Origin of the sequence: Paracoccus sp. MBLB3053 (genome assembly GCF_031822435.1) — a bacterium.
Taxonomy (GTDB): Bacteria; Pseudomonadota; Alphaproteobacteria; order Rhodobacterales; family Rhodobacteraceae; genus Paracoccus; species Paracoccus aurantius.
Genome location: NZ_JAVQLW010000001.1, coordinates 172,213 through 194,433 on the forward strand (window position 1 = coordinate 172,213; position 22,221 = coordinate 194,433).

Consider the following 22,221-nt stretch of genomic DNA (forward strand, 5'->3'; position numbering starts at 1 on the left):
GTCCCGTCACCTGGATCTGAGGGGGTCTGGCGACAGGAGGGGGCGAGGCATGGCCTCGCCCTCGGCATACCCCTTGTCAGGCCATGAGACGGTCCTTGACGGTCGGACCGACGGCGCCGAAATCCATCTGCCCGGCATGGCGGTTGCGCAACTCGGCCATGACCCGGCCCATGTCTCGAATCGTCTCGGCACCCAGATCGGCGATCACCTTGTCGATCGCGAGGCGGGTTTCCTCTTCGGTCATCTGGCGCGGCAGATAGGACTGGATCACCCTTATCTCGTCCTGCTCGCGCTCCGCGAGTTCCAGCCGACCACCTTCTTCATAAGCCTTGGCCGATTCCTGACGCTGCTTGACCATCTTCGACAGAATGGCCGTCAGTTGGGCATCGCTCAGTCCGGTTTCGTCGCCGCCCTCGCCGCGGGCCGCGATTTCACGATCCTTGATTGCGGCCGAAATCAGCCGCAGAGTCGAAAGCCGGGCCGTGTCCTTGGCCTTCATGGCTTCCTTGGTGTCAGCCGTGATACGTTCGCGCAATCCCATGGGGTCCTCGCTGGATATTGAACCGGGGTTTGTCCTAGGCTTCGCGTCCCGCGTCAACCCATCGCAGGGCGTCAGGGTTCCATAGATGTGCGAAGTGACGTTCCAGCCTTGACGGGAACGGGACGTAACTCTAGGTTCCCGGCGATTTACCCGGAGAGATGACGATGGCCCAAAAACCGACCGCATGTCTTGCGCTCGCAGACGGAACCGTATTCTACGGACAGGGCTTCGGCGCGACCGGCGAAGTGGTTGCCGAACTGGTCTTCAACACGGCCATGACCGGCTATCAGGAGATCATGACTGATCCTTCCTATGCAAGCCAGATCGTGACCTTCACCTTCCCCCATATCGGGAATACTGGCGTCACCGAGCAGGATGACGAAGCGTCCGAGCCCGTCGCCTCGGGCATCGTCGTCAAGTGGGACCCGACCGAGCCGTCGAACTGGCGCGCCTCGAGCGACCTGGTCGAGTGGATGGAAAAGCGCGGTCGTGTCGGCATCGGCGGGATCGATACCCGCCGCCTGACCCGCGCGATCCGCCAGCAGGGTTCTCCGCATGTCGTTCTGGCCCATTCGGCGGATGGCGAATTCGACATTGCTGCGATGGTGGCCAAGGCGCGCGACTGGAAGGGGCTTGTGGGGCTTGATCTTGCCAAGGACGTGACCTGCCGCCAAAGCTATCGCTGGGACGAAGGCCTTTGGGCCTGGCCGGGCGAATTCGGCAAGTCCGAGGAACAGAAACCCTTCCGCGTCGTCGCGCTGGATTATGGTGCGAAGCGCAATATCCTGCGTTCCCTTGCCCAGAGTGGCGCCGAAGTCATCGTGCTGCCCGCGACCGCGACGGCCGAGGAAGTCCTGGCTCATGAACCCGAGGGCGTGTTCCTGTCGAACGGTCCCGGCGACCCCGCCGCGACCGGCGAATATGCCGTGCCGATGATCCGCGAATTGCTCGACAAGGAAATGCCGATCTTCGGGATCTGCCTTGGCCACCAGATGCTGGCACTGGCGCTTGGCGCAAAGACCGTGAAGATGGGCCATGGCCATCACGGCGCGAACCATCCGGTCCGCGACGTGGAAACCGGTAAGGTCGAGATCACCTCGATGAACCACGGCTTTGCGGTTGACGCCCAGACCCTGCCCGAAGGCGTGATCGAAACCCATGTCAGCCTGTTCGACGGCTCGAACTGCGGTTTGCGCATGACCGACCGCGCGGTTTTCTCGGTGCAGTATCACCCGGAAGCCAGCCCCGGTCCGCAGGACAGTGCCTATCTGTTCGACCGTTTCGCCGAAGCGATGCGGAGCCGTCGCGGCTGATGTGAACGGCCGGTTAACCCGTCCTTAACTCTCTCTGTGCGACAGAGCGGGCACAGGGACGGGGAATCACCATGGCCGGAATCTCAGCGCTTACCAAATCCTTGCAATCCGATTCGCTCCCCCTCGGGCCGGAAACACGGTCCGGAGGGGATGCGCGCGTCGTTTCGGAGCGCGATCTTCGGCCGCTCGGTCAGATCCTGATCGAAGACGGTGCGATCGATCCCCGCAACCTGCTCAAGGCGCTGGTCATGCGGCAGCGCCAATCGGCCCGGCTGGGCGAGATCCTGCTGGCGAATGGCTGGGTGGATGAACAGGCCCTGGCCCGCGCGTTGGCGCGACAATGGCGGGCTTCGATCATCGACCTTGGGGAAATGCCCCCCGATCCGCGGCTGGTGGATGCCGCCGGAGTGACGCTTTGCCTTGCCGAAGGCATGGTGCCCTGGCGCCGCGTCGGGGGCGTCACCTTTGTCGCGACCGCGCGGCCCGAAGCCTTTGCCGCGCTGGTGCGACGACTTCCCGAGCAGTTCGGAACCGTCCGCATGCTGCTCTGCTCGGAGAATGCCGCACGAGAGGCGGTCCTGAAGCAGCGGCGCACCACGCTGATCCGGCAGGCCGAGCTGCGCGTACCCGGCCCCGAAAGCTGCCGGACGCGAAATGAACGCCGGACCGCCCGGCTTGCCCTGGGCCTCGGGGTGCTGACGATGGCGGGCCTGCTCCTCCAACCCCTTGCCGTGATCGCTGTCCTGACATTCTGGGCGACCCTCACGCTTGTCGCTTCGATGATATTGAAGGTCGCATCCTTTGCCGCCATCCTGCGCCGTACCGGTCGCAAGCGCGCGGTCGAAGAGGCGTTGCTTCAGGGCCAGATGGTCCGGCGCGAGATGAACGCGCCCTTGCCGGTGATCTCGGTCATGGTCCCCATGTTCGCCGAGGCCGATATCGCCGACCGCTTGATCGGACGCCTGTCACGGCTGGATTACCCACGCGAACTCATGGACATCGTCCTGGTGGTCGAAGAAACCGACCGGATCACCTGCGAAGCGCTCGAACGGGCGCGTCTGCCGCGCTGGATGCGCATCGTGAAAGTGCCCGATGGCCCGATCAGGACGAAGCCGCGCGCATTGAACTACGCGCTCAATTTTTGTCGCGGCCAGATCATCGGGGTCTGGGACGCCGAAGACCGGCCCGAGCCTGACCAGTTGCACAAGGTGGCCCGCGGCTTCCATTTCGCCGCGCCCGATGTCGCTTGCCTGCAAGGCGTGCTGGACTATTACAATCCCCGCACCAATTGGCTCGCCCGCGCCTTCACGATCGAATATGCGGCCTGGTTCCGCGGCACCCTGGCCGGGGCTGCGGCGCTTGATCTGGTGGTGCCGCTTGGCGGCACGACGCTGTTCTTTCGCCGGGATCTGCTCGAGAAGGTCGGGGGCTGGGACGCATGGAATGTCACCGAGGATGCCGATCTGGGCGTGCGTCTGACCCGACGCGGCTACCGGACCGAAATGCTGGATACCGTCACCCATGAAGAGGCGAACTGCCGACTGCTTCCCTGGATCAAGCAACGATCGCGCTGGCTCAAGGGATTCGCGATGACCTGGGGCGTCCACATGCGCGACCCGATCGGGCTCTGGCGCGACCTAGGGGCCCGCCGCTTCGTCGCATTGCAGGTTCAGCTGGCGGCCTCGGTCTCGCAATATCTTCTGGCCCCGGTGCTCTGGAGCTTCTGGCTGCTCAGCTTCGGCCTGCCCCATCCGGTCCGCGACATGCTGGACGGCGGGCTTGGCGGACATGCGATCTCGATGCTCGTCGCGGTCTTCATCCTCTCCGAGCTGCTCAACATAACGGTCGCCGCCTGGGCGGTGCGGGGCTCTGCCCATCGCCATCTTCTGCCCTGGGTTCCGACCATGCACCTCTATTTCCCGCTGGGCTGCCTTGCAGGTTGGAAGGCGATTTGGGAGGTCGTGACCAAACCCTTCTATTGGGACAAGACCCAGCACGGGGTCTTCGATGCGGCCGAGGAGGACGCACCCGCAAAACCCTCCGCCCCCCCCAATGCCGCGCTTCTTCCGGTCTTCGGCGGCACGCCGGCGAGGACTGCGGCGAGGACTGCGGCGATGGGGGAAATGGTCCCGGTGCTGGGCAAGGTCGGCTGAGCCCCCCGCTTCAGGCCGGTGCGCGATCACGATGGGCAAGCGCGGCGTCGATGATCCGGCCCGCCATCTCGATCGTCTCGGCCAGCCGCTCGGCCAGTTCGTCCAGCGATCGCGAACCGGTTTCCCGCAAGAGAAACTCCTGTCCGCCCTCGCCGATATTCTCCATGTCGAGCGGACGTTCGGTCAGCAATCGCCCCGCACATTGCAGGTTCCACAGGAAACGACGGGCCGAGGACAGGCTTTCCGCTTCGTCGCGCCCGATCAGCCCACCCCGCGGGCCCGCGCGAAGCTGCGCCGCGGCGGCGCGCGCCGACGCGCCCGAGCGGAGCGCGAAGGATTGTGCCAGCAGCTCGATATCCTGCAGCCTGCCCCGCCCGATCTTGGCTTCCCATGCCCCGTCCGGCGCCTTGGCCGCGAAGATCCTGGCCCGCATCTCGGCAAGATCGGGCATCACCCTCGGGTCGCTTCCCCGCGTCGTGAGCACCTCCAGCCGCAGCGCCTCGACCTCGGCGCCAAGCGCCGCCCCTTCGGTTCCGCAGGTCCCGATGACCCGTGCACGCGTCAGGGCAAGATGTTCCCAGGTCCAGGCCTCTTCCATCTGGTAATGGCGGAAGGACTGCACCGACGTCGCGACCGGCCCCTGCCTGCCCGAGGGGCGTAGCCGCATGTCCACCTCGAAAAGACGCCCTGCAGACATCGGCGCGGATAGCGCGGTGATCATCGCCTGGGTCAGGCGCGAGTAATAGGCACGCGGAGCGAGCGGCTTCGCGCCCTCGGAAGTTTCCTGCCCGGCCGCGTCATAGATCACGATCAGGTCAAGATCCGACGCCGCATTGAGCTGGCGCGCGCCCAGCGAACCCATGCCCATCACCACGGCGCCGCGTCCCGGCGGCGTCCCGTGCCGACGCGAGAATTCCTGCACCACGACGGGAAACAGCGCGGCAACCGCGGCATCGGCGATATCGGCATATTGCGCGCCGGCCTCCTCGCCCCCGATCAGAGCGCGCAGGTGGTGGACGCCGGTCCGGAACTGCCATTCATGCGCCCAACGGCGCGCAGCATCCAGGGCCTGCTCATAGCCTCCGTCCGGCGCGGCCAGCGTCTGGCGCAGCAGGTCGTCAAGCTCGCGCCGCAAGCCTGCTGTACCCGGCCAGTCCGCGAAGAAGCTGCCACCGAGAACGGCATCGAACACTTCGGGATGGCGCGCCAGATAGGCCGCCAGACCGGGAGCGGTGCCGCAGATATCGGCAATCAGCTCGATGAGCTGCGGATTGGCTTCGAAAAGCGAGAAAAGCTGCACCCCCGAGGGAAGCCCGGCGAGGAAAGCGTCGAAGCGCGCCAGCGCCTCCTTGGCATGGCTCGTCCCGACGAGTCGGGTCAGCAATTCGGGTTCGATCCGGGCAAAGACCTGCCGCGCTCGCGCCGAGCGGAGCGCCGGATAGGACCGCCAACGCTCGACCATGGCTTCTGATTCGGGCGAAAGATCCGGCCTCGCGCCGCCATCAGAGGGGGTGAAGAAATCAGACGTCAGGGTCTCGACCCGGTCGAGCCGCACGGCCAGCCGATCGGACCAGGCCTGCGTTTCGGGTACGCCCATCATGCAGGCGATCGTGTGGATGCCTTCGGGCGAATTCGGCACCAGATGGGTCTGCGCATCGTTGACCATCTGGATCCGGTGCTCGATCTCGCGATGCTCGCGGTAGTGATCGGTAAGTTCGGAAGCGACCTCCAGAGGAATCCAGCCCTTTTCGGCAAGACGGGCAAGCCCCTCGACCGTGCCCCTGACGCGCAGGTCGGCATCGCGCCCCCCGGCGATCAACTGGCGGGTCTGGGTGAAGAACTCGATTTCGCGAATGCCGCCGCGCCCCAGCTTCATGTTGTGGCCCGGCACGTCGATCCTGCCATGCAGCCCCTTGTGATCGCGAATTCTCCGCCGCATGTCGTCGGTATCCTGAACGGTCGCGAAATCAAGATGCCGGCGCCAGACAAAGGGGCGCATTTCACGCAGGAAGCGTTCGCCCACCGCGAGGTTTCCGGCACATGACCGCGCCTTGATATAGGCGCTGCGCTCCCATGTTCGGCCCTCGGCCTCGTAATAGCCCAATGCGGCAGAGACCGAGATGCAGACCGGCGTTACCGCGGCATCGGGGCGTAATCGCAGGTCGGTGCGGAAGACATAGCCCTGGTCGGTATTGTCCGAAATCGTCGCCGCCGCCTTGCGGGTCGCGCGAATCAGGGCAGCCCGGGCCTCGTGCTGGTCGTCGCGCGCATAGGCGCTGTCGTCGTAGAACACGATCAGATCGATATCCGAGGAATAGTTCAATTCGCCCGCGCCCATCTTTCCCATGGCGATGGCGGTGATCCCTCCGGCATCGCTCTCGGTCGCCGGCAGTTTTCCGCGCGCGGCTTCCTGCGCGACGTGAACCCGCAGCGCCAGGTCGGTGGCCCGATCGGCGAGGTCAGTCAGCGCGCCCGTGACCTGTTCGAGCCGCCAGACGCCTCCCAGATCCGCAAGCGCGGTCCAAAGCGCGACGCGACGCTTTGCCTGGCGCAGCGCCCCCGAAAGCGCGTCTGCCGAAAGCTCGTCGAACCCCTTGGTCACGCGGGCGACCAGATCGTCATCGGGGAGATCGGCACGCGCGGCCTGCGCCGCCAGCCATTCGCCTTCGCGCTCGATCAGACCGGCCAGATAGGGGCTGCATCCCGCCGCACCCCGGATCAGGTCGGCGATCACCGGATCGGTCAGCCCGGTCTGGTCAAGTGCGGCCTGGCCCCGGTTCGGGTCGGCGGGAATCGGCAGGCGGGTGATACGGGATGCAAAGCTCATGGCGCGAGCCTATATCCCGGCTGGCCAAGGTCAATGGCGGCCCGATCTGCCCCCGGTGCGCGCTTCTGACGCTGTTTTTTCCGCTCCGGCCTGCGTCCCTGCGCGGGTCGGTGCCCCGCCAGAGAATGCAAGGCCGAAATGCAGGTTTCCGCGCTTGGCTAGCAGGGCATCTGTTGCTAGGCTTTGCCGGGTCGGAAAGCCATTTGAGATTGACGGGTCGTCTTTTGCCGATGGGCTCAGATCAGATCAACACGAGAAGAATTGCCAGCCCGGGCCAAGCGGGCGCGGCCCGATCGGGGCGGGCCTGATGCGCCATACCCTGCCCCATGCGCCGCAATTCTACGTCACCGCCCCGCAGCCCTGCCCCTACCTGCATGGCCGTGCCGAGCGGAAGCTTTTCACCGCCCTGGCGGGGGATTCAGCCAATGAGCTGAACAATACGCTGTCGCGCCAGGGCTTCAGGCGCTCGCAGAACGTCCTTTATCGGCCCAGTTGCGAAAGCTGCGTCGCCTGCATGTCAGCGCGCATTCGGGTCGCAGAGTTCTCGCCCTCGCGGACCCAGCGGCGCGTGCTGCGCAAGAACGACAACCTGCGCCGCATGGCGACCAGCGCCTGGGCGACCGAGGAACAGTATGAACTGTTCCGCCGCTATCTGGACTATCGCCACGCCGATGGCGGCATGGCCGACATGGACATCTTCGAGTTCGCCGCGATGGTCGAGGAAACGCCCGTTCGCACTCGGGTCGTCGAATACCGGTTGACCGAACCCGGCACGACGCCATCGCAGGAAGATCGCCTGGTCGCCGTCTGCCTGACTGACGTGCTGGATGACGGGCTGAGCCTCGTCTACAGCTTCTATGACCCGCGGCTTGAGCCATCGAGCCTTGGAACCTATGTCATTCTCGACCACATCGACCTGGCGCGCGGAGCGGGCCTGCCCTTCATCTATCTTGGCTACTGGGTCCCGGGCAGCCGCAAGATGGATTACAAGGCCCGGTTCTCGGCGCTCGAGATCTACAAGGGCGGTGTCTGGCAGCCGATCGGCGATCCCGAACAGCACAATTCGGATATTCATCCGCTGTCCATCGACCCGATTGTCGAGCAGGTCGCACGCATAACCCTGCCTCACAACAGGAAGTAGTTACCGGAAACGTGCGTTTCTGGTAATTTAATTTCAATATTTCCCCAATGCTGGTCATTTTCTTGGAGAATGACCATTGACCCTTCCTACCTGCCCCCATAGTTTCCGGCGGCGCGGCGGAGGGAGGATCGGATATGGCCTCAGGCTCCGCCCAGGTTCAAGTAAGGAGAATGGGCATGTCCCGAACCATGACGGGTGCAAGGATGGTCATCGAAGCTCTGCGCGATCAGGGCGTCGACACCGTATTCGGCTATCCGGGTGGCGCGGTCCTACCCATTTACGACGAGATCTTCCAGCAAAACGACATCAAGCACATCCTGGTTCGTCACGAACAGGGTGCGGTCCACATGGCCGAAGGCTATGCGCGGTCTACCGGCAAGCCCGGCGTCGTGCTGGTGACCTCGGGACCGGGCGCGACCAATGCGGTGACCGGCCTGACGGATGCGCTTCTGGATTCGATCCCGCTGGTCGTCCTGTCGGGCCAGGTCCCGACCTTCCTGATCGGCACGGACGGTTTCCAGGAGGCAGATACGGTCGGCATCACCCGCCCCTGCACCAAGCATAATTGGCTGGTCAAGGAAACGGACGAACTGTCCGCGACGATCCACAAGGCATTCCACGTGGCGACCTCGGGCCGCCCGGGCCCGGTTCTCGTCGATATTCCCAAGGACGTCCAATTCGCCACGGGCGAATATGTCGGGCCCAAACAGATCGACACGCCCAGCTACCAGCCCATGAAGAAAGGCGATCTCGACGCGATCACGCGCCTTGTCGAATTGATGGAAAAGGCCGAACGCCCGATCCTTTATACCGGCGGCGGCGTCATCAACTCGGGTCCCGGCGCCAGCCAGCTGCTGCGCGAACTCGCCGATGCGACGGAGTTCCCGATCACCTCGACCCTGATGGGTCTGGGTGCCTATCCTGCCTCGGGCAAGGGCTGGATCGGCATGCTGGGCATGCACGGCCTCTATGAAGCCAATATGGCCATGCACGATTGCGACCTGATGATCGCCGTCGGCGCACGTTTCGATGACCGCATCACCGGCCGTGTCAACGATTTCAGCCCCGGATCGGTCAAGGCGCAGATCGACATCGATTCCAGCTCGATCAACAAGGTGATCCATGTCGACCTGCCGATCGTCGGAGATGTCGGCCATGTGCTGGAAGACCTGTTGAAGGTCTGGAAATCGCGTGGCCGCAAGACCAATGCCGAGGGCTTGCGGAACTGGTGGAGCCAGATCGAGCAATGGCGCGCGGTGAAATGTCTGACCTACAAGAACTCGGACAAGGTCATCAAACCGCAGCATGCGCTTGAACGGCTGCAGGCGCTGACCGCCCATCGCAAGGATCGCTACATCACGACCGAAGTGGGCCAGCACCAGATGTGGGCTGCGCAATTCCTGCATTTCGAGGACCCGAACCGCTGGATGACCTCGGGCGGTCTGGGCACCATGGGTTACGGTCTGCCGGCCTCGATTGGCGTGCAGGTCGCCCATCCCGAGGCACTGGTCGTCAACGTCGCCGGTGAGGCGAGCTGGCTGATGAACATGCAGGAAATGGGCACCGCGGTGCAGTTCCGCGCGCCGGTCAAGCAGTTCATCCTGAACAACGAACGTCTGGGCATGGTGCGCCAGTGGCAGCAATTGCTGCATGGCGAACGCTACAGCCAGAGCTGGTCCGAGAGCCTGCCCGATTTCGTGAAGCTGGCCGAGGCCTTCGGTTGCAAGGGCCGTCTGGTCAGCGACCCGGCCGATCTGGACGCGGCGATCCAGGAGATGCTGGATTACGACGGGCCGTTCATCCTCGACGTGATGGTCGAGAAGCATGAAAACTGCTTCCCGATGATCCCTTCGGGCAAGCCCCATAACGAAATGATCCTGGGCGAAGCCTCGACCGAGGATGCCATTTCGGGCGCTGGCGCGGCGCTGGTCTGAGAACCAACAGGGAATACGAGAAATGTCGGCACTGAAAATCGAAAAAGGCGCGTCCAGCCATTCCGCCTATGACCTGCGCGATCCGAATGCCCAGGTCATCGAAAGCCATACGCTGGCGGTTCTGGTGGACAACGAGGCGGGCGTTCTGGCGCGTGTCATCGGTCTCTTCTCGGGGCGTGGCTTCAACATCGACAGCCTAACGGTGGCCGAAGTCGACCACCTTGGCCACCGCTCGCGGATCACCATCGTGACGCGCGGCACCCCCGCGGTGATCGAACAGATCAAGGCCCAGCTTGGCCGGATCATTCCGGTTCACGAAGTTCACGACCTGACCGTCGAAGGCCCCAGCGTCGAACGCGAACTGGGTCTGTTCAAGGTCTCGGGCAAGGGCGACAAGCGCGTCGAGGCCCTGCGCATCGCCGAGATCTTCCGGGCGAACGTCGTGGATTCGACGCTGGAAAGCTTTGTGTTCGAGATGACCGGCACGCCAGAAAAGCTGGACGCATTCGCCGATCTGATGCGCCCTCTGGGTCTGTCGGACCTTGCGCGCACCGGTGTCGCAGCGCTCGCGCGCGGCGCCTGAAGCGGTTCAGCCCGACGCCGCGACCTTGTGGGGCTTCGGGTTCTCATCGCGATAATCGTCGTTCGAGACCACGCGCAAGGCCGGTTGCCCGGCCTTGGGCTGGTGGATGTCACGCAAAAGGCCGGGCAGGTCCGAGCGATTGTTTCCCGCCACAAGAAAGACCCGGCGCGCGTGTCGCAGGCCGTTGATCGTTTCGAACTCAAGCTCGACAAGATCGCCCGCTTCCGGCCAGGTCGTGTCCGGAAGCAGATTGGCGACCCCCTCCAGATACGCCAGGGCGGCATGGTCATCGCACCATATCACCGCCTTTTCTCGTGCGGCGTTGCTCCAAAGAATGACGCCAATCATGAAATTCCCCCGAAACTGAATTCGCCCAAATTCTGGCGGGCCACCAGCGGATCAACCGCAGGGTGAATTTATTGGCGAAGTCCCGCCCATGAAAGAAGAATTTGAGCGAACCTATGCCGAGGGAAAGAAATTTTTACGACCTGTGGGAACCAAATCGCTAATGCCTGCGCGTTTGATCCAGCAAAGCAAGCGTTTTCCGTCAAATTTGTATGCTTATTGGGCAAGACGCCAAGTGCTGCATCTGTGCCACAGAGATCCGATTTTATCGAACCCTTCCTGAGCGGTAGTCCATTACCGCGCGCAGAACCTGCGCCTGACGGGCGGCGCGGGATGGGTGCGTGCCCAAGATCTTGTCCCCCGGATCGGGGATGCGGGCGAAGAATTGCGCCCCATGCTCCGGATCAAAACCGGCGTTCATCGTGATGATCGCCCCAAGATAATCCGCCTCGAGTTCCCATTCCTTGGAATAGTAGCGCGCCCCGAACTGGGCCCCAAGCTGCTGGGCGTTCTCGATCGCCTCGCTGTCGCCGCCATAGGCACTGGCGAGCCCCCCAAGAATGACCGCCCCGACACGCGAGGCGCTTGATTGGCGATTGATATGGCCAAGGATGTGATGGCTCGCTTCGTGACCGACAACGAATGCGAGCTCATCGGCATTGCGCGCCTCGCCGATCAGCGACAAGGTGAAACCGATGATCGGCCGACCATTTCCGTCAAGCGTCTGAAACGCATTCGGTTCAAGATCGGTCCGGTCGTCGACGACGAACTGGAAATCGCAATTGATCGGCTGGGTGCGGCGCTGCAGGCACTCGCGCTCGACCGCCGGCTCCATGCGGTTGATCACGCTGATGAAGGTCCGTGCGGACGCCCGCGCGCCTTGCGGAATGTCGGGCGAGGGCGCGATCTGGGCCGGCGGAACGGGGGGCTGCGTGGGAAGCTGAATTGCGGGGCCGGTCGCGCAACCTGCAAGCGCAAGCGACGCAAGAGCCGCAAGTTTCCAGGATTTGAACATCGGTGTCCCCCGCCAAAATCTCCGGCGGATACAGCCGGTTCGTTGCCACATCTTATCCGGCCTTCGGACCCCTCGCCAACCCCCGGGCTTGCCCCCGCCCCGACTTCACGCGAAAGTTGGATGACAACTGTCGAGAAAGGCCCGCGATGTTCACCATCGAGCATGACTTTGACGCAACCATCATCACCCTGATCGACGAGCTTCCGAAAGACAGCCCGGTGGGTGCCCGCCCCCTGAACGAAGATGTGGTCATCCAGAGCTTTGATGATCGCGTGATCGTCGAGCAGTTCGACCCAGATACCGGAGAGCTGTCGCAGATCGTGATGACGATCGAACAGCTCGACGAATTGCGCGCCGCGTTGAACCTGCCCGAAGGCAACTACCGGCTCGAGCGCCGCTGAAGCTCAACCGACGCGAAAGACCTTGTCCCGGGCCGTCGCGCCCCGGACAAGCTCGAGCCGCGATTTCGCGATGCCCATTGCCTTGGACAGCAGCTTGACGACTGCGGCATTCGCCTTGCCATCTTCGGGAACGGTCGTCACCCAAACCCGGATCACACCGTCATCCACAGAGATCGCATTGCGCGAGGCACGTGGGGTGACGCGCACCGCGATTTCGGCGCCGGGTTGGGCCAGATGACGAAGATCGGTCATGCGCTCATCAAACGCCTCATTGCGGAAAAGGCAATGCCGTCCCGCCCCCCGCTGGCGCAGGACCGCCGCGACCGTTATTCAGGGGCGAAAGCGAACGGCTGTAATCAGCCAGCCGCAGCAACCGCCGCCGCCGACTTGGGCGGCACGCAGAAAGATCGAGGTCCGAATTGCAACATACCGATCCCGCAACGCTTTCCTTCATGCGTAACCGCCGCTCGCATCCGCCGAAACTGCTGACGGGTCCGCCGCCTTCGCGCGAGGTGCTGATGGACCTGCTGGAGCTGGCGGCGCGCGTGCCCGATCATGGCAAGCTCGAGCCCTGGCGCTTCGTGGTACTTGAACGCGAGACGCTTGATCGCCTCGCCCCGGTTCTGGCCGATTTCGTAGCCGCGCAGGGTGGCGACGAGGCCACCGTCGAAAAGGCCCGCTCGGCCTTCGCCTCACCTGTCATCGTCGCGGTCGTCTCTTCTCCGGTCGAAAGCGCCAAGATCCCGGACTGGGAACAGTTCCTGTCTTCCGGTGCGGTCTGCCTCGAATTGCTGAACGCGTCGCTTGCGGCGGGCTTCGGTGCGGCCTGGCTGACCGGTCCGGCCGCGCAGCCGGAATTCGCGACTTCCCATCTTGGACTGGCCGAGGGCGAACGTGTCGTCGGGCTTGTCCATATCGGCCAGCGCGGTGCGACCCCGCCCGATCGCCCCCGTCCCGATGTCGCGGCCAAGACCGTCTTCCTCTGATGGTCCTGACCGCGCTTGGCCGCGCCTGGAGCGATCTGCTGCGGCCCCGCATCTTCGGGGTCGTGGTGCTGGGTGTTCTCCTGACCCTCGTGCTTTTCGTGCTGCTTCAGGCAGGTGCCTTCTGGGCCATCCGGTTCTTCGCGCCTGAAACGCTGACCCTGCCCTGGATCGGAGAGATCGCCATCAATGGCGCGCTTTCCTGGGGATCGCTGGTGCTTTTTCCGGTCATGTCGATCTTTCTCATGGCACCGGTCACGGCAGGTTTCGCCGGCCTCTTCGCCGAGCGGGTCGCAGAAGCGGTCGAGGATATCCACTATCCCTCGGCCAAGGGCCTTCCTGTCGACTTCTGGGATGGATTGCTAGAATCACTCGCCGTCATCGGCGCGGTGCTGCTGGTCACGGTGGCGACGCTGATCCTGACACCGTTCCTTGGGCCGCTGGCTTCGGTGCTGTTCTATCTGGGCAATGGCTGGCTGCTCGGGCGCGAATTCTTCCAGATGGCCGCAGGCCGGCATCTGCATGCCGGACATGCGACGGCCCTGCGCAAGCGCATGGCGCCACAGGCGACCATGCTGGGGGTGCTCATCGCGCTTTTGGGCACGGTTCCCCTGCTCAACATCGTCGTACCGGTGCTGGCGGCGGCGGGGTTCACCCACCTGTTCCATCTGGGGCGTGGTCGCTAGCTCGTCCAGGCTTCGATATCGGCGCGGGTGATCACACCCGCAAGGATGACATAGGCGATCACACCCCAGATCACCGCGGTGATCAGCGTGGCCCACAACATCTTCTTCTTCAGCTTCGGTTCGTGCGGCGCGCCGGCAGGCGTTCCGGGCGTCACCTCTCCGACATCTGCCTGGCTTTTCTGTCCGATCGGCAAGAGCACGAAAAGAACAAGAAACCAGAGCACCGCATAAAGGACGATTCCGCCGGTCAGGTTCATCAGACTTGCTCCAATTCGATCAGGCAGCCGTTGAAATCCTTGGGATGCAGGAACAGGACCGGCTTGCCATGCGCACCAATCTTCGGCTCGCCATTGCCCAGCACTCGGGCGCCCTCGGCTTTCAACCGGTCACGGGCCGCAAGGATATCCTCGACCTCGAAGCACATGTGATGGATGCCGCCCGAAGGATTCTTGTCAAGAAAACCGAGAATCGGGCTGTCATCTCCCAAAGGATAAAGCAGTTCGACCTTGGTGTTGGGCAGCTCGATGAAAACGACCGTCACGCCATGGTCGGGCTCGTCCTGAGGAGGACCGACCTTTGCCCCCAGCGTGCCCGAATATTGCCGAACCGCCGCGTCCAGATCCGGCACCGCGATCGCAATGTGGTTCAGACGTCCGATCATGCGCTTTCTCCCCCGATGCGCTGATGTTCTAGGACGCCGCGCCGCGCGACGAAAGCCGAAATGCAGCAGGCCGCCGTTAACCGCTTTTTAGGGGAATCGGGCGAATTTGAATCAATCTGGCGATTCATTTGAAGGTTACCGGCTATGACGAACGATCTGACAAAGGACCTGGATTACATTCCGCCATGGCGCAGCGCCCTGCCCGACCGACCGCTGACCGGGCTGACCGTTCTGGTCGTCGAGGATTCGCGCTTCGCTTCGGAAGCGGTGCGCCTGCTCTGCCTGCGCTCGGGCGCGCGCATCCGGCGGGCCGACACGATCCGCGCCGCGCTTCGCCACCTCCAGACCTATCGGCCCGGCGCGATCATCGTGGATATGGGCCTGCCCGATGGCGATGGCGCCGACATGATCCGCACGATCGCCCTCGCCTCGCCAAGGGTTCCCGTGATCCTGGGCATATCGGGCGATGCATCCCGTCGCGAAGCCGCGCTGACCGCGGGCGCGGATGGTTTCATTGCGAAGCCGATCGAAAACCTCGCGCTGTTTCAGCAAACCATCCTGAACGCCCTTCCCGCCGAGGACCGGCCTTGCGGAGTGCGCTCGCTTCCGAATGAGGTGATCGTGCCGGACCGCACCGCCCTGCGCGACGATCTGACCCATGTCGCCGAGGTTCTGGCCATGGCCGACGATATCGCCGCCATCGAATATATCGCCCGATTTCTTGCCGGCGTTGCCCGTTCGGCCCATGATGCGCCGCTGGAGCACGCAGCCAGCGCTCTGGCAAGCGCTCCGCGCGCGGGTGGATCACTTGCAGTCGATCTCGCGCGGATCAGCGGCATGGTCCAGGACAGGCTTTCGGCCGTTCAGGGCCTTTGACCAGCGGCTGCGACCTGTTCCGAAAGACGCGTGCGCTGCGTGCCATCCTCCGCGAAATTCCCTGGGGCCAGCCACGTATCATAGGCCGCCCTCAGCGCGGGCCATTCGCCGTCGATGATCGAGAACCAGGCACTGTCGCGATTATGTCCGCGTCTCAGCATGTGCTGACGGAACGTGCCCTCATAGGTGAAACCATAGCGTTTTGCGGCGGCGACCGAGGGCGCGTTCAGCGCATCGCACTTCCACTCGACCCGGCGATATCCGCTGTCGAAAGCCCAGCGGATCATCAGCATGATCGCCTCGGTCGACGCGGCGCTGCGCTGGAGCGTCGGCGCAATCTGGATATGGCCGATTTCGATCACCCCGTTCGGGCGGTCGATGCGCAGGAAGGACGCAACCCCGCCCACCCTGTCGGTCGCATTGTCGCGCAGGGCGTAGAAGAACGGATCGGCCTTTCCCGCGGCCTCTGCCTGCCAGGCGCGATAGTCGTCAAGGGACGCGAAGGGGCCATAGGGCAGATAGTCCCAGACCCAATCCTGCCCCAGATTGGCCGCGAAGATATCTGCCGCGTGGCAATTCGCCTCCAGCGGTTCAAGCGTCACGAACCGACCTTGCAGCGTCGGTCCGGGCGCAGGCGGCGGTTCGAACCCCGCAACTTGGGGGCCGATCGGGCGATCTTTCATCCTGTCCTCGGGCAGTGGAGAAATTCAGGCGAGGATCTTCGGATCTCCGCCAAGGTCAAGCCCCGGAAAGACGGATTGCTCGATCGCCGCAAGCTCGGTCCCGAAAAGGCCTCGCATCGCCCAGCCCGCATAGGCCCGGATATCGCGCGTGGGCATCAGGTCGCGATCGGCGTAAAGCTGGCCTTCGCCCAGCCCCGGCCAGTCACCATAGGCGCGCCCGCCCCGGATCGCGCCACCTGACATGATCAGCGCCCCGCCGGTGCCGTGATCGGTCCCGCTCGATCCGTTTTCCCGAACGGTGCGGCCGAATTCCGTCATCGCAAGCACGGTGGTCCTGCCCCAGTTCTCGCCCAGCCCCTCACGCAGTGCGAGGATCGCGCCCGACAGCCGCTCGAGCGCCCTGCCGATCACCGCCCCCTGGTTCGCATGGCTGTCCCAGCCCGTGATCGAAAAGGCGGCGATCCGCGCCTCGGCATTCAGCCGATCGGCCGCGAAACGGCCCAGCGCCACGGCCTCGGCATCGGCCCCCTTGCCGACATCGGTGCGCTCCGTTTCGGAACTGATGCGAAAGGCATCGCGTGCGGTATCACGAAAAAGCGGATCGTCGTGATAGATATGCTCCAGCAGAAGCTGAGCCTGCGCCGAAAAGTTCAGCGAGGATTGCGGCGCCCAGCCCAGATGCGCGGCCTCGCCGCTGAGGATCTTCATCTGCTCCAGCCCGACCGCATAGGCGGTCTCGGCCTTGCTTCCCGGCATGGCCTGCAAAAGACGGTTCAGCCAGCCGCCGACCTGCCAGTTCACCGGCAGGTCATGCCCAGTTCCCGCCTCAAGCAGGTCCTGGCCATCGAAATGGCTGCGCTTGTCGCGATAGGGGGTTGAAACCGCGTGGGCAAAGGCCAGTTCCCCCTTCTGCCAAAGCGGCAGAAGCGGCGCGAGGCTCGGGTGCAGGGCATAGAACCCGTCAAGGTCCAGGGCGCCCCTGTCCGGCCCGACCGAGATATTCTGGCGAAGCTTTGCCAGCATCGGATCGCCATAGGGTTGGATCGCATCCAGCCCGTCCATGGCACCGCGCAGGATGATGACGACCAGCCGGTTGTCCGAAGGGACCGAGGCAAAGGTCATCGAGGTCATCAGCGGATGTGCCGCGGCGGAACAGCCGATGAGGGCTGCGGATTTCAGGAACAGGCGCCGGTTCAGCTCGATCATGCGGGATCTCCTATCGGCGGTTGAAATCGTTCGAGGCAAGGATCAGCGCCACGCCTTCGGCCTGACTTTCGGCCTTGGGCACCGCCCAGGCCAAGCCGTCCGACCGGGTGCTGCCAAGCGTCGTGACCAGCATCTCGCGCGGATCGGGAAGCTTCTTCAGCATCCGCTGCGGCATCTGCGTGGCCCAGGTGATCCGCGCGGCAAGAAGCTGCGGCGCGATCCAGGCCTGCGGGTCTTCGGGCCAGCCATCGGGTCCGTTCTGGTTCATCCAGCGCTGCCCCATCCGGGCCATCGGATCAAAGGCGAAGGCACGGAACTTCTTGAACTCCAGATCCCGCACATCCTTGCCGGTGATGCCAAGCGCCCGAAACCCCGCCACGACGAGATCGAAGGGCTGGCGCACCTTGGCACGCAGATTGGCCGCCAGATCAGGATGGGTCGCCAGCACGCGGTAGACTTGCGGCAAATCGCCCCCGGTTTCGCGCCAGACCGATGCCATGGCCTCGACAAGCTCGGGCGAAGGATCGTCCGAGACGAAATGCACCGCGAGCTTGCGCGAAAGATATTGGGCCGTTTCGGGCCTGCGGGCGATATCGCGGAAGGCGGCGCGGATATCGTCGAGGCTCGCGCGCTTCTCACCGCCGTAATTGACCCCTAGAACCTGTTCCGCGCCCGGCTCGGCGATCTGCGGCCGATAGGCAAAGCCTTTCTTCGAATCATAGGTCAGCCCGGTCAGGAGCTCCGCCAGTTCGCGCACATCATCCTGCGTATAGGGTGCGCCAGCGCCGAGCGAATGAAGCTCCATCGCCTCGCGAGCCAAATTCTCGTTCAGGCCAAGCTTCTTGTCCTTGCGGTTGCGCGCGGCCATGGAATTCGGCCCGCGGCTGGTGTTCTGGTCGAGATAGACCAGCATCATCGGATGAGTGTCGGCGGCAAAGAACATGTCCTCGAACCGACCTGCGATATGGGGCCGGATCGCCTCGTCCACAAAGGCCATGGCGAGCGGGTTGCGCCCTACACCCATCGGCCGGATTGTGAAATGGTCGGCCCAGAACTGGACCAGGCGCTCACCGAACCCGGTCGGATCATCCACGGCGCGGGCCATTCTCAGCCGCAGATCGAAGGCGATCGTCCGCCCCATGCGCTGATTGAATGCCTTGAATTCCTTTTCGCTGCGCTCGTCCTGCCGGCGCACGGCGCGCAACGCCATGAGTTCGTTCTGAAGTTCCTGTGCCTTGGCGGTCGTCACGGCCCCCGGCCCCGGCGCGGAACGGGCTAGTCCGGCAAGAAGCGCATCCACATCCGGCGGTGGCGCCATGATCGGCGACAATCCGAACCCAAGGCGGATCGCGGCGAGTTCCGGGAAATCAATCGTCATGCGCATCCCTTTGCGATGGGGGGCATCTGCCCCGGTCGCACTATCTCACGAAGCCCGCGAGAGGTCAGTTCACGCTTTTGAAAGATCATGCCGCATGGCAGCATTCTGCCGAAAGCCGCAGCGGCTTTCGGCATTTTCCAATCACTTGCCCGAAATCACTCTTTCGGGAGGACGCGCAGGCGCAATTCGCGCAGCTGCTCGTTCAGGGGCTCGCTGGGCGCGCCCATCATCAGGTCCTCGGCGCGCTGGTTCATCGGGAACATGATGACCTCGCGGATGTTCTGCTCATCGGCCAGCAGCATGACGATGCGGTCGATCCCTGCCGCGCAGCCGCCGTGGGGCGGGGCGCCATAGCGGAAGGCTTTGACCATGCCGCCGAAGCGCTTCTCGACCTCGTCATGGCCGTAGCCGGCCAGTTCGAAGGCCTTGAACATGATTTCCGGCTTGTGGTTCCGGATCGCGCCCGAGATCAGCTCATAGCCGTTGCAGGCGAGGTCGTACTGGTAGCCCTTGACGGCAAGCGGGTCGCCCGACAGCGCGTCGAGACCGCCCTGCGGCATCGAGAACGGGTTGTGGCTGAAGTCGATGCGGCCATCGTCGCCCTTCTCGTACATCGGGAAGTCGACGATCCATGCGAACTTGAACTGACCCTCGTCGGTCAGACCCAGTTCCTTGCCGATCTCGTTCCGGGCACGACCAGCGACGGCTTCGAAATTCTCGGGCTTGCCGCCAAGGAAGAAGGCGGCATCGCCCTCGCCCAGGCCCAGCTGGACGCGGATGGCTTCGGTTTTCTCGGCACCCAGCGCCTTGGCGATCGGGCCGGCGGCCTCGGTCGAACCGTCCTCGGCCTTGCGCCAGAAGATATAGCCCATGCCCGGCAGGCCCTGGGCCTGCGCAAAGGCGTTCATGCGATCGGCGAATTTGCGCGAACCACCGGTCGGGGCCGGGATCGCGCGAACCTCGGTGCCGTCCTGCTCAAGCAGTTTCGCGAAGATCGCGAAGCCCGAGTCGCGGAAGTGATCCGAGACGATCTGCATCTCGATCGGGTTGCGCAGGTCCGGCTTGTCGCTGCCGTATTTCAGCATCGACTCGGCATAGGGAATGCGCGGCCATTCGGTATCGACGCGGCGGCCATTGCCGAATTCCTCGAACAAACCCTGAACGACAGGCTGGATCGCGGCGAAGACGTCTTCCTGCTCGACGAAGGACATCTCGAGGTCGAGCTGGTAAAAATCGGTCGGCGAGCGGTCGGCGCGCGGGTCTTCGTCGCGGAAGCAGGGCGCGATCTGGAAATACTTGTCGAAGCCCGCGACCATGATCAGCTGCTTGAACTGCTGCGGCGCCTGCGGCAGCGCGTAGAACTTGCCCGGATGCAGGCGCGAGGGCACGAGGAAGTCGCGCGCACCTTCAGGGCTGGATGCCGTGATGATCGGGGTCTGGAACTCGGTGAAGCCCTGGTCCCACATGCGGTTGCGGATCGAGCGGACGACCTTCGAGCGCAGCATGATGTTGTTGTGCAGCGTCTCGCGGCGCAGGTCGAGGAAGCGATAGGTGAGGCGGGTTTCCTCGGGATAGTCCTGGTCGCCAAAGACCGGCAGCGGCAGGTCGTCGGATGCGCCCAGCACTTCCATGTCGGTCGCGTAAACTTCGATCTCGCCGGTCGGCAGCTTCGGGTTCACCAGCGAGGCATCGCGCAGCTTGACCTTGCCGTCGATGCGGATGACGGTTTCGGCCCTCAGCTTCTCGAGCCCTGCAAAGGCGGGCGAGTCGCTGTCGGCGATGACCTGGGTGATGCCGTAATGGTCGCGCAGGTCGATGAACAGCACGCCGCCGTGATCCCGGACCCTGTGGACCCAGCCGGACAGACGGATTTCGGACCCGGCATTCGCGGCGGTCAGCTCGCCGCAGGTATGGCTGCGATAGACGCTCATCATGATTTCCCCTTGGTTTCAGCGCACGCATCAACCGCGCAATGGCCGGGAAGTCAAGTTATCTAGAAGGGTCGCACGACGTTACCCGAGTAGAAATAGGCCCCCATCCCGACGGCAAAGAGCACGTTTCCCGCCACCGCATGCAAGACCCAGGCGGCCGGGAAGCCGTGACGCAGATAGGCGCGGGCGAAGAACCAGCCCCCGACAAAGGTCAGGATCGCGACGATCCAGGACCAGTACATGAGATGCGCGAAAGAAAACACCACCGCGTTCAAGGTGATCGCCGACCGGCCGATCGGCAGCAGCGAAGCATAGCGATGAAAGAACAGGGGGCGAAAGATCAGCTCCTGCGGCAGAGCCGACAGGAACGGATAGAAGACCCAGATCACCGGCAGGAAGCCGGGCCGCGTCCTAAGCGTATGGAACAGTGCATTGGGGTTCGTACTGCCCAGGACAAGGAGTCCGATCAGGAGGGTGATCACCGCAATGCCGCCGATCTCGCGCCACGGCAGGCGCGACCAGCCGCGCACCAGGGTCACGAAGTTGAACCCCCCGGTTCGCCACAAGAGCACGAGACCGACGAGCGACAGAACGGCCAGCGCCTCGAACAGCCGGTGGCCCGGCATGAACAATGCGATCAGAAGTGGCGCCCCGAAATAGAGCGCCACGAATTCGATGAGAAGGCGACGCCGCCTTACTGCAATCGCTGCCGAAGCCATAGGCGCCACTGCTCGGCGCTGCCGGCAAATACGTTCAGATCGACATTGCCCTGGATGCCCGGAACGATGCCCGTGCCGGTATATTGCCAGAAGCTGAAAGGCTGGCCGGGATAGACGATGCGGGGATGACCCGCGACCGAGCGCAGCCAGAATTCCTCGGGCCAGCTGCCAAGGTTGTTGTCGCGGTAGAAATCGACCGTGGTGTAGATGATCGGGCGCTGCCCGTAGTGGCGATGCAGGATATCCTTGAAGATGCGCGCCTCGCGCAGGACTTCATGACTCGGCGGGCGGCGCGGACAGGTCTTGGACGCAGTCCATTCCAGGTCAAGCACCGGAGGCAGCGCGCCCCGCTCTCGCGGAACATTGGCAATGAACCATGCCGCCTGCTCGGCGCCCGAGCGGCAGAAGTAGAAATAGTGGTATGCGCCGCGCGGGATGCGCGCCTGCCCCGCCTCGTACCAATAGCGGCGGAAGTTGGGATCGGCATGGTCCGCGCCCTCGGTGGCCTTGATGAAGGCAAAGCTGATCCCTGAAGTACGCACCCGTCCCCAGTCGATATTGCCCTGCCAGCGCGAAATGTCGATCCCGTGAACCCGGTGGTCATAGGGATGGCCGCCCACCCATTCATGCGGGGCGGAATCCCCGAACTGCGGCCCGGTGCCATGGCCCACGGACACACCCGCCGGCCGGTAGGTTCGTCCCCCGCCGCAAGCGGCCAGGGCCACCACAAGCAATATCCCCAGAATTCTGCCCAGAAGTTTCATCACTGCCCCTTGCCCAATGCCCGCGTTTCCGGCGCTTCAGGTCTTTATCGCAAAGGTGCAGGTTTCTGTCACGATGGCGTG

At 63.9% G+C, this 22,221-nt stretch carries 22 protein-coding genes; 9 read left to right on the forward strand and 13 right to left on the reverse strand.

Features of this window, described 5'->3' with window-relative positions:
- Positions 1–76 precede the first annotated feature (76 nt).
- The gene (locus tag RGQ15_RS00880) at positions 77–541 is read right to left on the reverse strand and encodes a GatB/YqeY domain-containing protein (protein ID WP_311158325.1); all 465 of its coding nucleotides are present in this window, start codon (positions 539–541) and stop codon (positions 77–79) included.
- 164 nt (positions 542–705) lie between these two features.
- Here RGQ15_RS00880 and carA point away from each other — a divergent pair, with 164 nt between their 5' ends.
- Both carA and RGQ15_RS00890 read left to right on the forward strand, forming a co-directional pair.
- Positions 706–1,854, forward strand: coding sequence for a glutamine-hydrolyzing carbamoyl-phosphate synthase small subunit (gene carA / locus RGQ15_RS00885; RefSeq protein WP_311158326.1), 1,149 nt, complete (start codon positions 706–708; stop codon positions 1,852–1,854).
- Positions 1,855–1,925: 71 nt separating this feature from the next.
- Positions 1,926–4,007, forward strand: a complete 2,082-nt coding sequence (locus RGQ15_RS00890) for a glycosyltransferase family 2 protein (RefSeq protein WP_311158327.1) — start codon at positions 1,926–1,928, stop codon at positions 4,005–4,007.
- Between the two features lie 10 nt (positions 4,008–4,017).
- Here RGQ15_RS00890 and RGQ15_RS00895 read toward each other — a convergent pair whose 3' ends face one another.
- Positions 4,018–6,834, reverse strand: a complete 2,817-nt coding sequence (locus RGQ15_RS00895) for a [protein-PII] uridylyltransferase family protein (RefSeq protein ID WP_311158328.1) — start codon at positions 6,832–6,834, stop codon at positions 4,018–4,020.
- Between the two features lie 307 nt (positions 6,835–7,141).
- Between RGQ15_RS00895 and RGQ15_RS00900 the strand changes: the two genes are divergently transcribed.
- From RGQ15_RS00900 to ilvN, 3 genes are all read left to right on the forward strand, one after another.
- Entirely contained in the window at positions 7,142–7,975 is an 834-nt protein-coding gene (locus RGQ15_RS00900; protein WP_311158329.1) for an arginyltransferase, read from the forward strand.
- 176 nt (positions 7,976–8,151) lie between these two features.
- The gene (locus RGQ15_RS00905; protein WP_311158330.1) at positions 8,152–9,909 is read left to right on the forward strand and encodes an acetolactate synthase 3 large subunit; all 1,758 of its coding nucleotides are present in this window, start codon (positions 8,152–8,154) and stop codon (positions 9,907–9,909) included.
- Between the two features lie 22 nt (positions 9,910–9,931).
- Positions 9,932–10,492: an acetolactate synthase small subunit gene (gene ilvN / locus RGQ15_RS00910; protein WP_311158331.1), complete on the forward strand. Its 561-nt coding sequence runs from the start codon at positions 9,932–9,934 to the stop codon at positions 10,490–10,492.
- Between the two features lie 6 nt (positions 10,493–10,498).
- On the opposite strand, the gene RGQ15_RS00915 is transcribed toward ilvN, so the two are convergent.
- Entirely contained in the window at positions 10,499–10,840 is a 342-nt protein-coding gene (locus RGQ15_RS00915; RefSeq protein ID WP_311158332.1) for a hypothetical protein, read from the reverse strand.
- A gap of 262 nt (positions 10,841–11,102) precedes the next feature.
- Positions 11,103–11,852, reverse strand: a complete 750-nt coding sequence (locus RGQ15_RS00920; RefSeq protein ID WP_311158333.1) for a M48 family metallopeptidase — start codon at positions 11,850–11,852, stop codon at positions 11,103–11,105.
- A 146-nt stretch (positions 11,853–11,998) separates the two neighbouring features.
- Here RGQ15_RS00920 and RGQ15_RS00925 point away from each other — a divergent pair, with 146 nt between their 5' ends.
- The gene (locus RGQ15_RS00925; RefSeq protein ID WP_311158334.1) at positions 11,999–12,253 is read left to right on the forward strand and encodes a hypothetical protein; all 255 of its coding nucleotides are present in this window, start codon (positions 11,999–12,001) and stop codon (positions 12,251–12,253) included.
- Positions 12,254–12,256: 3 nt separating this feature from the next.
- On the opposite strand, the gene RGQ15_RS00930 is transcribed toward RGQ15_RS00925, so the two are convergent.
- On the reverse strand, positions 12,257–12,505 hold the full coding sequence (locus RGQ15_RS00930; RefSeq protein WP_311158335.1) for a DUF167 domain-containing protein: 249 nt from the start codon (positions 12,503–12,505) through the stop codon (positions 12,257–12,259).
- A 167-nt stretch (positions 12,506–12,672) separates the two neighbouring features.
- Between RGQ15_RS00930 and RGQ15_RS00935 the strand changes: the two genes are divergently transcribed.
- Together RGQ15_RS00935 and RGQ15_RS00940 are read left to right on the forward strand one after the other, a co-directional pair.
- Positions 12,673–13,239 carry a nitroreductase family protein gene (locus RGQ15_RS00935; protein WP_311158336.1) on the forward strand — a complete coding sequence of 189 codons (567 nt, stop codon included), beginning with the start codon at positions 12,673–12,675 and terminating at the stop codon, positions 13,237–13,239.
- On the forward strand, positions 13,239–13,922 hold the full coding sequence (locus RGQ15_RS00940; protein WP_311158337.1) for an EI24 domain-containing protein: 684 nt from the start codon (positions 13,239–13,241) through the stop codon (positions 13,920–13,922). The genes RGQ15_RS00935 and RGQ15_RS00940 overlap by 1 nt, the downstream gene beginning before the upstream one ends.
- Here RGQ15_RS00940 and RGQ15_RS00945 read toward each other — a convergent pair.
- Both RGQ15_RS00945 and mce read right to left on the reverse strand, forming a co-directional pair.
- Positions 13,919–14,179 (reverse strand): DUF1467 family protein, encoded by a 261-nt coding sequence (locus RGQ15_RS00945; protein ID WP_311158338.1) that lies wholly within the window; start codon positions 14,177–14,179, stop codon positions 13,919–13,921. The genes RGQ15_RS00940 and RGQ15_RS00945 overlap by 4 nt on opposite strands.
- Positions 14,179–14,583 (reverse strand): methylmalonyl-CoA epimerase, encoded by a 405-nt coding sequence (mce, locus tag RGQ15_RS00950; RefSeq protein WP_311158339.1) that lies wholly within the window; start codon positions 14,581–14,583, stop codon positions 14,179–14,181. Before mce ends, RGQ15_RS00945 begins: the two co-directional genes overlap by 1 nt.
- A 144-nt stretch (positions 14,584–14,727) precedes the next feature.
- On the opposite strand from mce, the gene RGQ15_RS00955 reads away from it, so the two are divergent.
- Entirely contained in the window at positions 14,728–15,459 is a 732-nt protein-coding gene (locus RGQ15_RS00955; protein WP_311158340.1) for a response regulator, read from the forward strand.
- Here the strand turns inward: RGQ15_RS00955 and RGQ15_RS00960 are convergent.
- From RGQ15_RS00960 to RGQ15_RS00985, 6 genes are all read right to left on the reverse strand, one after another.
- A complete protein-coding gene (locus tag RGQ15_RS00960; RefSeq protein ID WP_311158341.1) occupies positions 15,447–16,142 on the reverse strand; it encodes a GNAT family N-acetyltransferase in 696 nt (231 codons plus the stop codon). The genes RGQ15_RS00955 and RGQ15_RS00960 overlap by 13 nt on opposite strands.
- Positions 16,143–16,166: 24 nt before the next feature.
- The gene (locus tag RGQ15_RS00965; RefSeq protein ID WP_311158343.1) at positions 16,167–17,348 is read right to left on the reverse strand and encodes a DUF1501 domain-containing protein; all 1,182 of its coding nucleotides are present in this window, start codon (positions 17,346–17,348) and stop codon (positions 16,167–16,169) included.
- Between the two features lie 10 nt (positions 17,349–17,358).
- Entirely contained in the window at positions 17,359–18,726 is a 1,368-nt protein-coding gene (locus RGQ15_RS00970; protein ID WP_311158344.1) for a DUF1800 domain-containing protein, read from the reverse strand.
- Between the two features lie 155 nt (positions 18,727–18,881).
- The gene (aspS, locus tag RGQ15_RS00975; RefSeq protein WP_311158345.1) at positions 18,882–20,657 is read right to left on the reverse strand and encodes an aspartate--tRNA ligase; all 1,776 of its coding nucleotides are present in this window, start codon (positions 20,655–20,657) and stop codon (positions 18,882–18,884) included.
- 62 nt (positions 20,658–20,719) lie between these two features.
- Positions 20,720–21,376: a CPBP family intramembrane glutamic endopeptidase gene (locus tag RGQ15_RS00980; protein WP_311158346.1), complete on the reverse strand. Its 657-nt coding sequence runs from the start codon at positions 21,374–21,376 to the stop codon at positions 20,720–20,722.
- A complete protein-coding gene (locus RGQ15_RS00985) occupies positions 21,352–22,140 on the reverse strand; it encodes a glycoside hydrolase family 25 protein (protein ID WP_311158347.1) in 789 nt (262 codons plus the stop codon). The genes RGQ15_RS00980 and RGQ15_RS00985 overlap by 25 nt, the downstream gene beginning before the upstream one ends.
- Between the last annotated feature and the right edge of the window lie 81 nt (positions 22,141–22,221).

Coding starts and splice junctions, on each gene's coding strand:
- RGQ15_RS00980 (WP_311158346.1), bottom strand. CDS start 21,376: ATGGCTTCGGCAGCGATTGCAGTAAGGCGGCGTCGCCTTCTCATCGAA.
- RGQ15_RS00905 (WP_311158330.1), top strand. CDS start 8,152: ATGTCCCGAACCATGACGGGTGCAAGGATGGTCATCGAAGCTCTGCGC.
- RGQ15_RS00940 (WP_311158337.1), top strand. CDS start 13,239: ATGGTCCTGACCGCGCTTGGCCGCGCCTGGAGCGATCTGCTGCGGCCC.
- RGQ15_RS00890 (WP_311158327.1), top strand. CDS start 1,926: ATGGCCGGAATCTCAGCGCTTACCAAATCCTTGCAATCCGATTCGCTC.
- RGQ15_RS00945 (WP_311158338.1), bottom strand. CDS start 14,179: ATGAACCTGACCGGCGGAATCGTCCTTTATGCGGTGCTCTGGTTTCTT.
- RGQ15_RS00880 (WP_311158325.1), bottom strand. CDS start 541: ATGGGATTGCGCGAACGTATCACGGCTGACACCAAGGAAGCCATGAAG.
- RGQ15_RS00915 (WP_311158332.1), bottom strand. CDS start 10,840: ATGATTGGCGTCATTCTTTGGAGCAACGCCGCACGAGAAAAGGCGGTG.
- RGQ15_RS00900 (WP_311158329.1), top strand. CDS start 7,142: ATGCGCCATACCCTGCCCCATGCGCCGCAATTCTACGTCACCGCCCCG.
- RGQ15_RS00970 (WP_311158344.1), bottom strand. CDS start 18,726: ATGACGATTGATTTCCCGGAACTCGCCGCGATCCGCCTTGGGTTCGGA.
- RGQ15_RS00985 (WP_311158347.1), bottom strand. CDS start 22,140: ATGAAACTTCTGGGCAGAATTCTGGGGATATTGCTTGTGGTGGCCCTG.
- RGQ15_RS00930 (WP_311158335.1), bottom strand. CDS start 12,505: ATGACCGATCTTCGTCATCTGGCCCAACCCGGCGCCGAAATCGCGGTG.
- RGQ15_RS00920 (WP_311158333.1), bottom strand. CDS start 11,852: ATGTTCAAATCCTGGAAACTTGCGGCTCTTGCGTCGCTTGCGCTTGCA.
- ilvN (WP_311158331.1), top strand. CDS start 9,932: ATGTCGGCACTGAAAATCGAAAAAGGCGCGTCCAGCCATTCCGCCTAT.
- carA (WP_311158326.1), top strand. CDS start 706: ATGGCCCAAAAACCGACCGCATGTCTTGCGCTCGCAGACGGAACCGTA.
- mce (WP_311158339.1), bottom strand. CDS start 14,583: ATGATCGGACGTCTGAACCACATTGCGATCGCGGTGCCGGATCTGGAC.
- RGQ15_RS00965 (WP_311158343.1), bottom strand. CDS start 17,348: ATGATCGAGCTGAACCGGCGCCTGTTCCTGAAATCCGCAGCCCTCATC.
- RGQ15_RS00955 (WP_311158340.1), top strand. CDS start 14,728: ATGACGAACGATCTGACAAAGGACCTGGATTACATTCCGCCATGGCGC.
- RGQ15_RS00960 (WP_311158341.1), bottom strand. CDS start 16,142: ATGAAAGATCGCCCGATCGGCCCCCAAGTTGCGGGGTTCGAACCGCCG.
- RGQ15_RS00925 (WP_311158334.1), top strand. CDS start 11,999: ATGTTCACCATCGAGCATGACTTTGACGCAACCATCATCACCCTGATC.
- aspS (WP_311158345.1), bottom strand. CDS start 20,657: ATGAGCGTCTATCGCAGCCATACCTGCGGCGAGCTGACCGCCGCGAAT.
- RGQ15_RS00895 (WP_311158328.1), bottom strand. CDS start 6,834: ATGAGCTTTGCATCCCGTATCACCCGCCTGCCGATTCCCGCCGACCCG.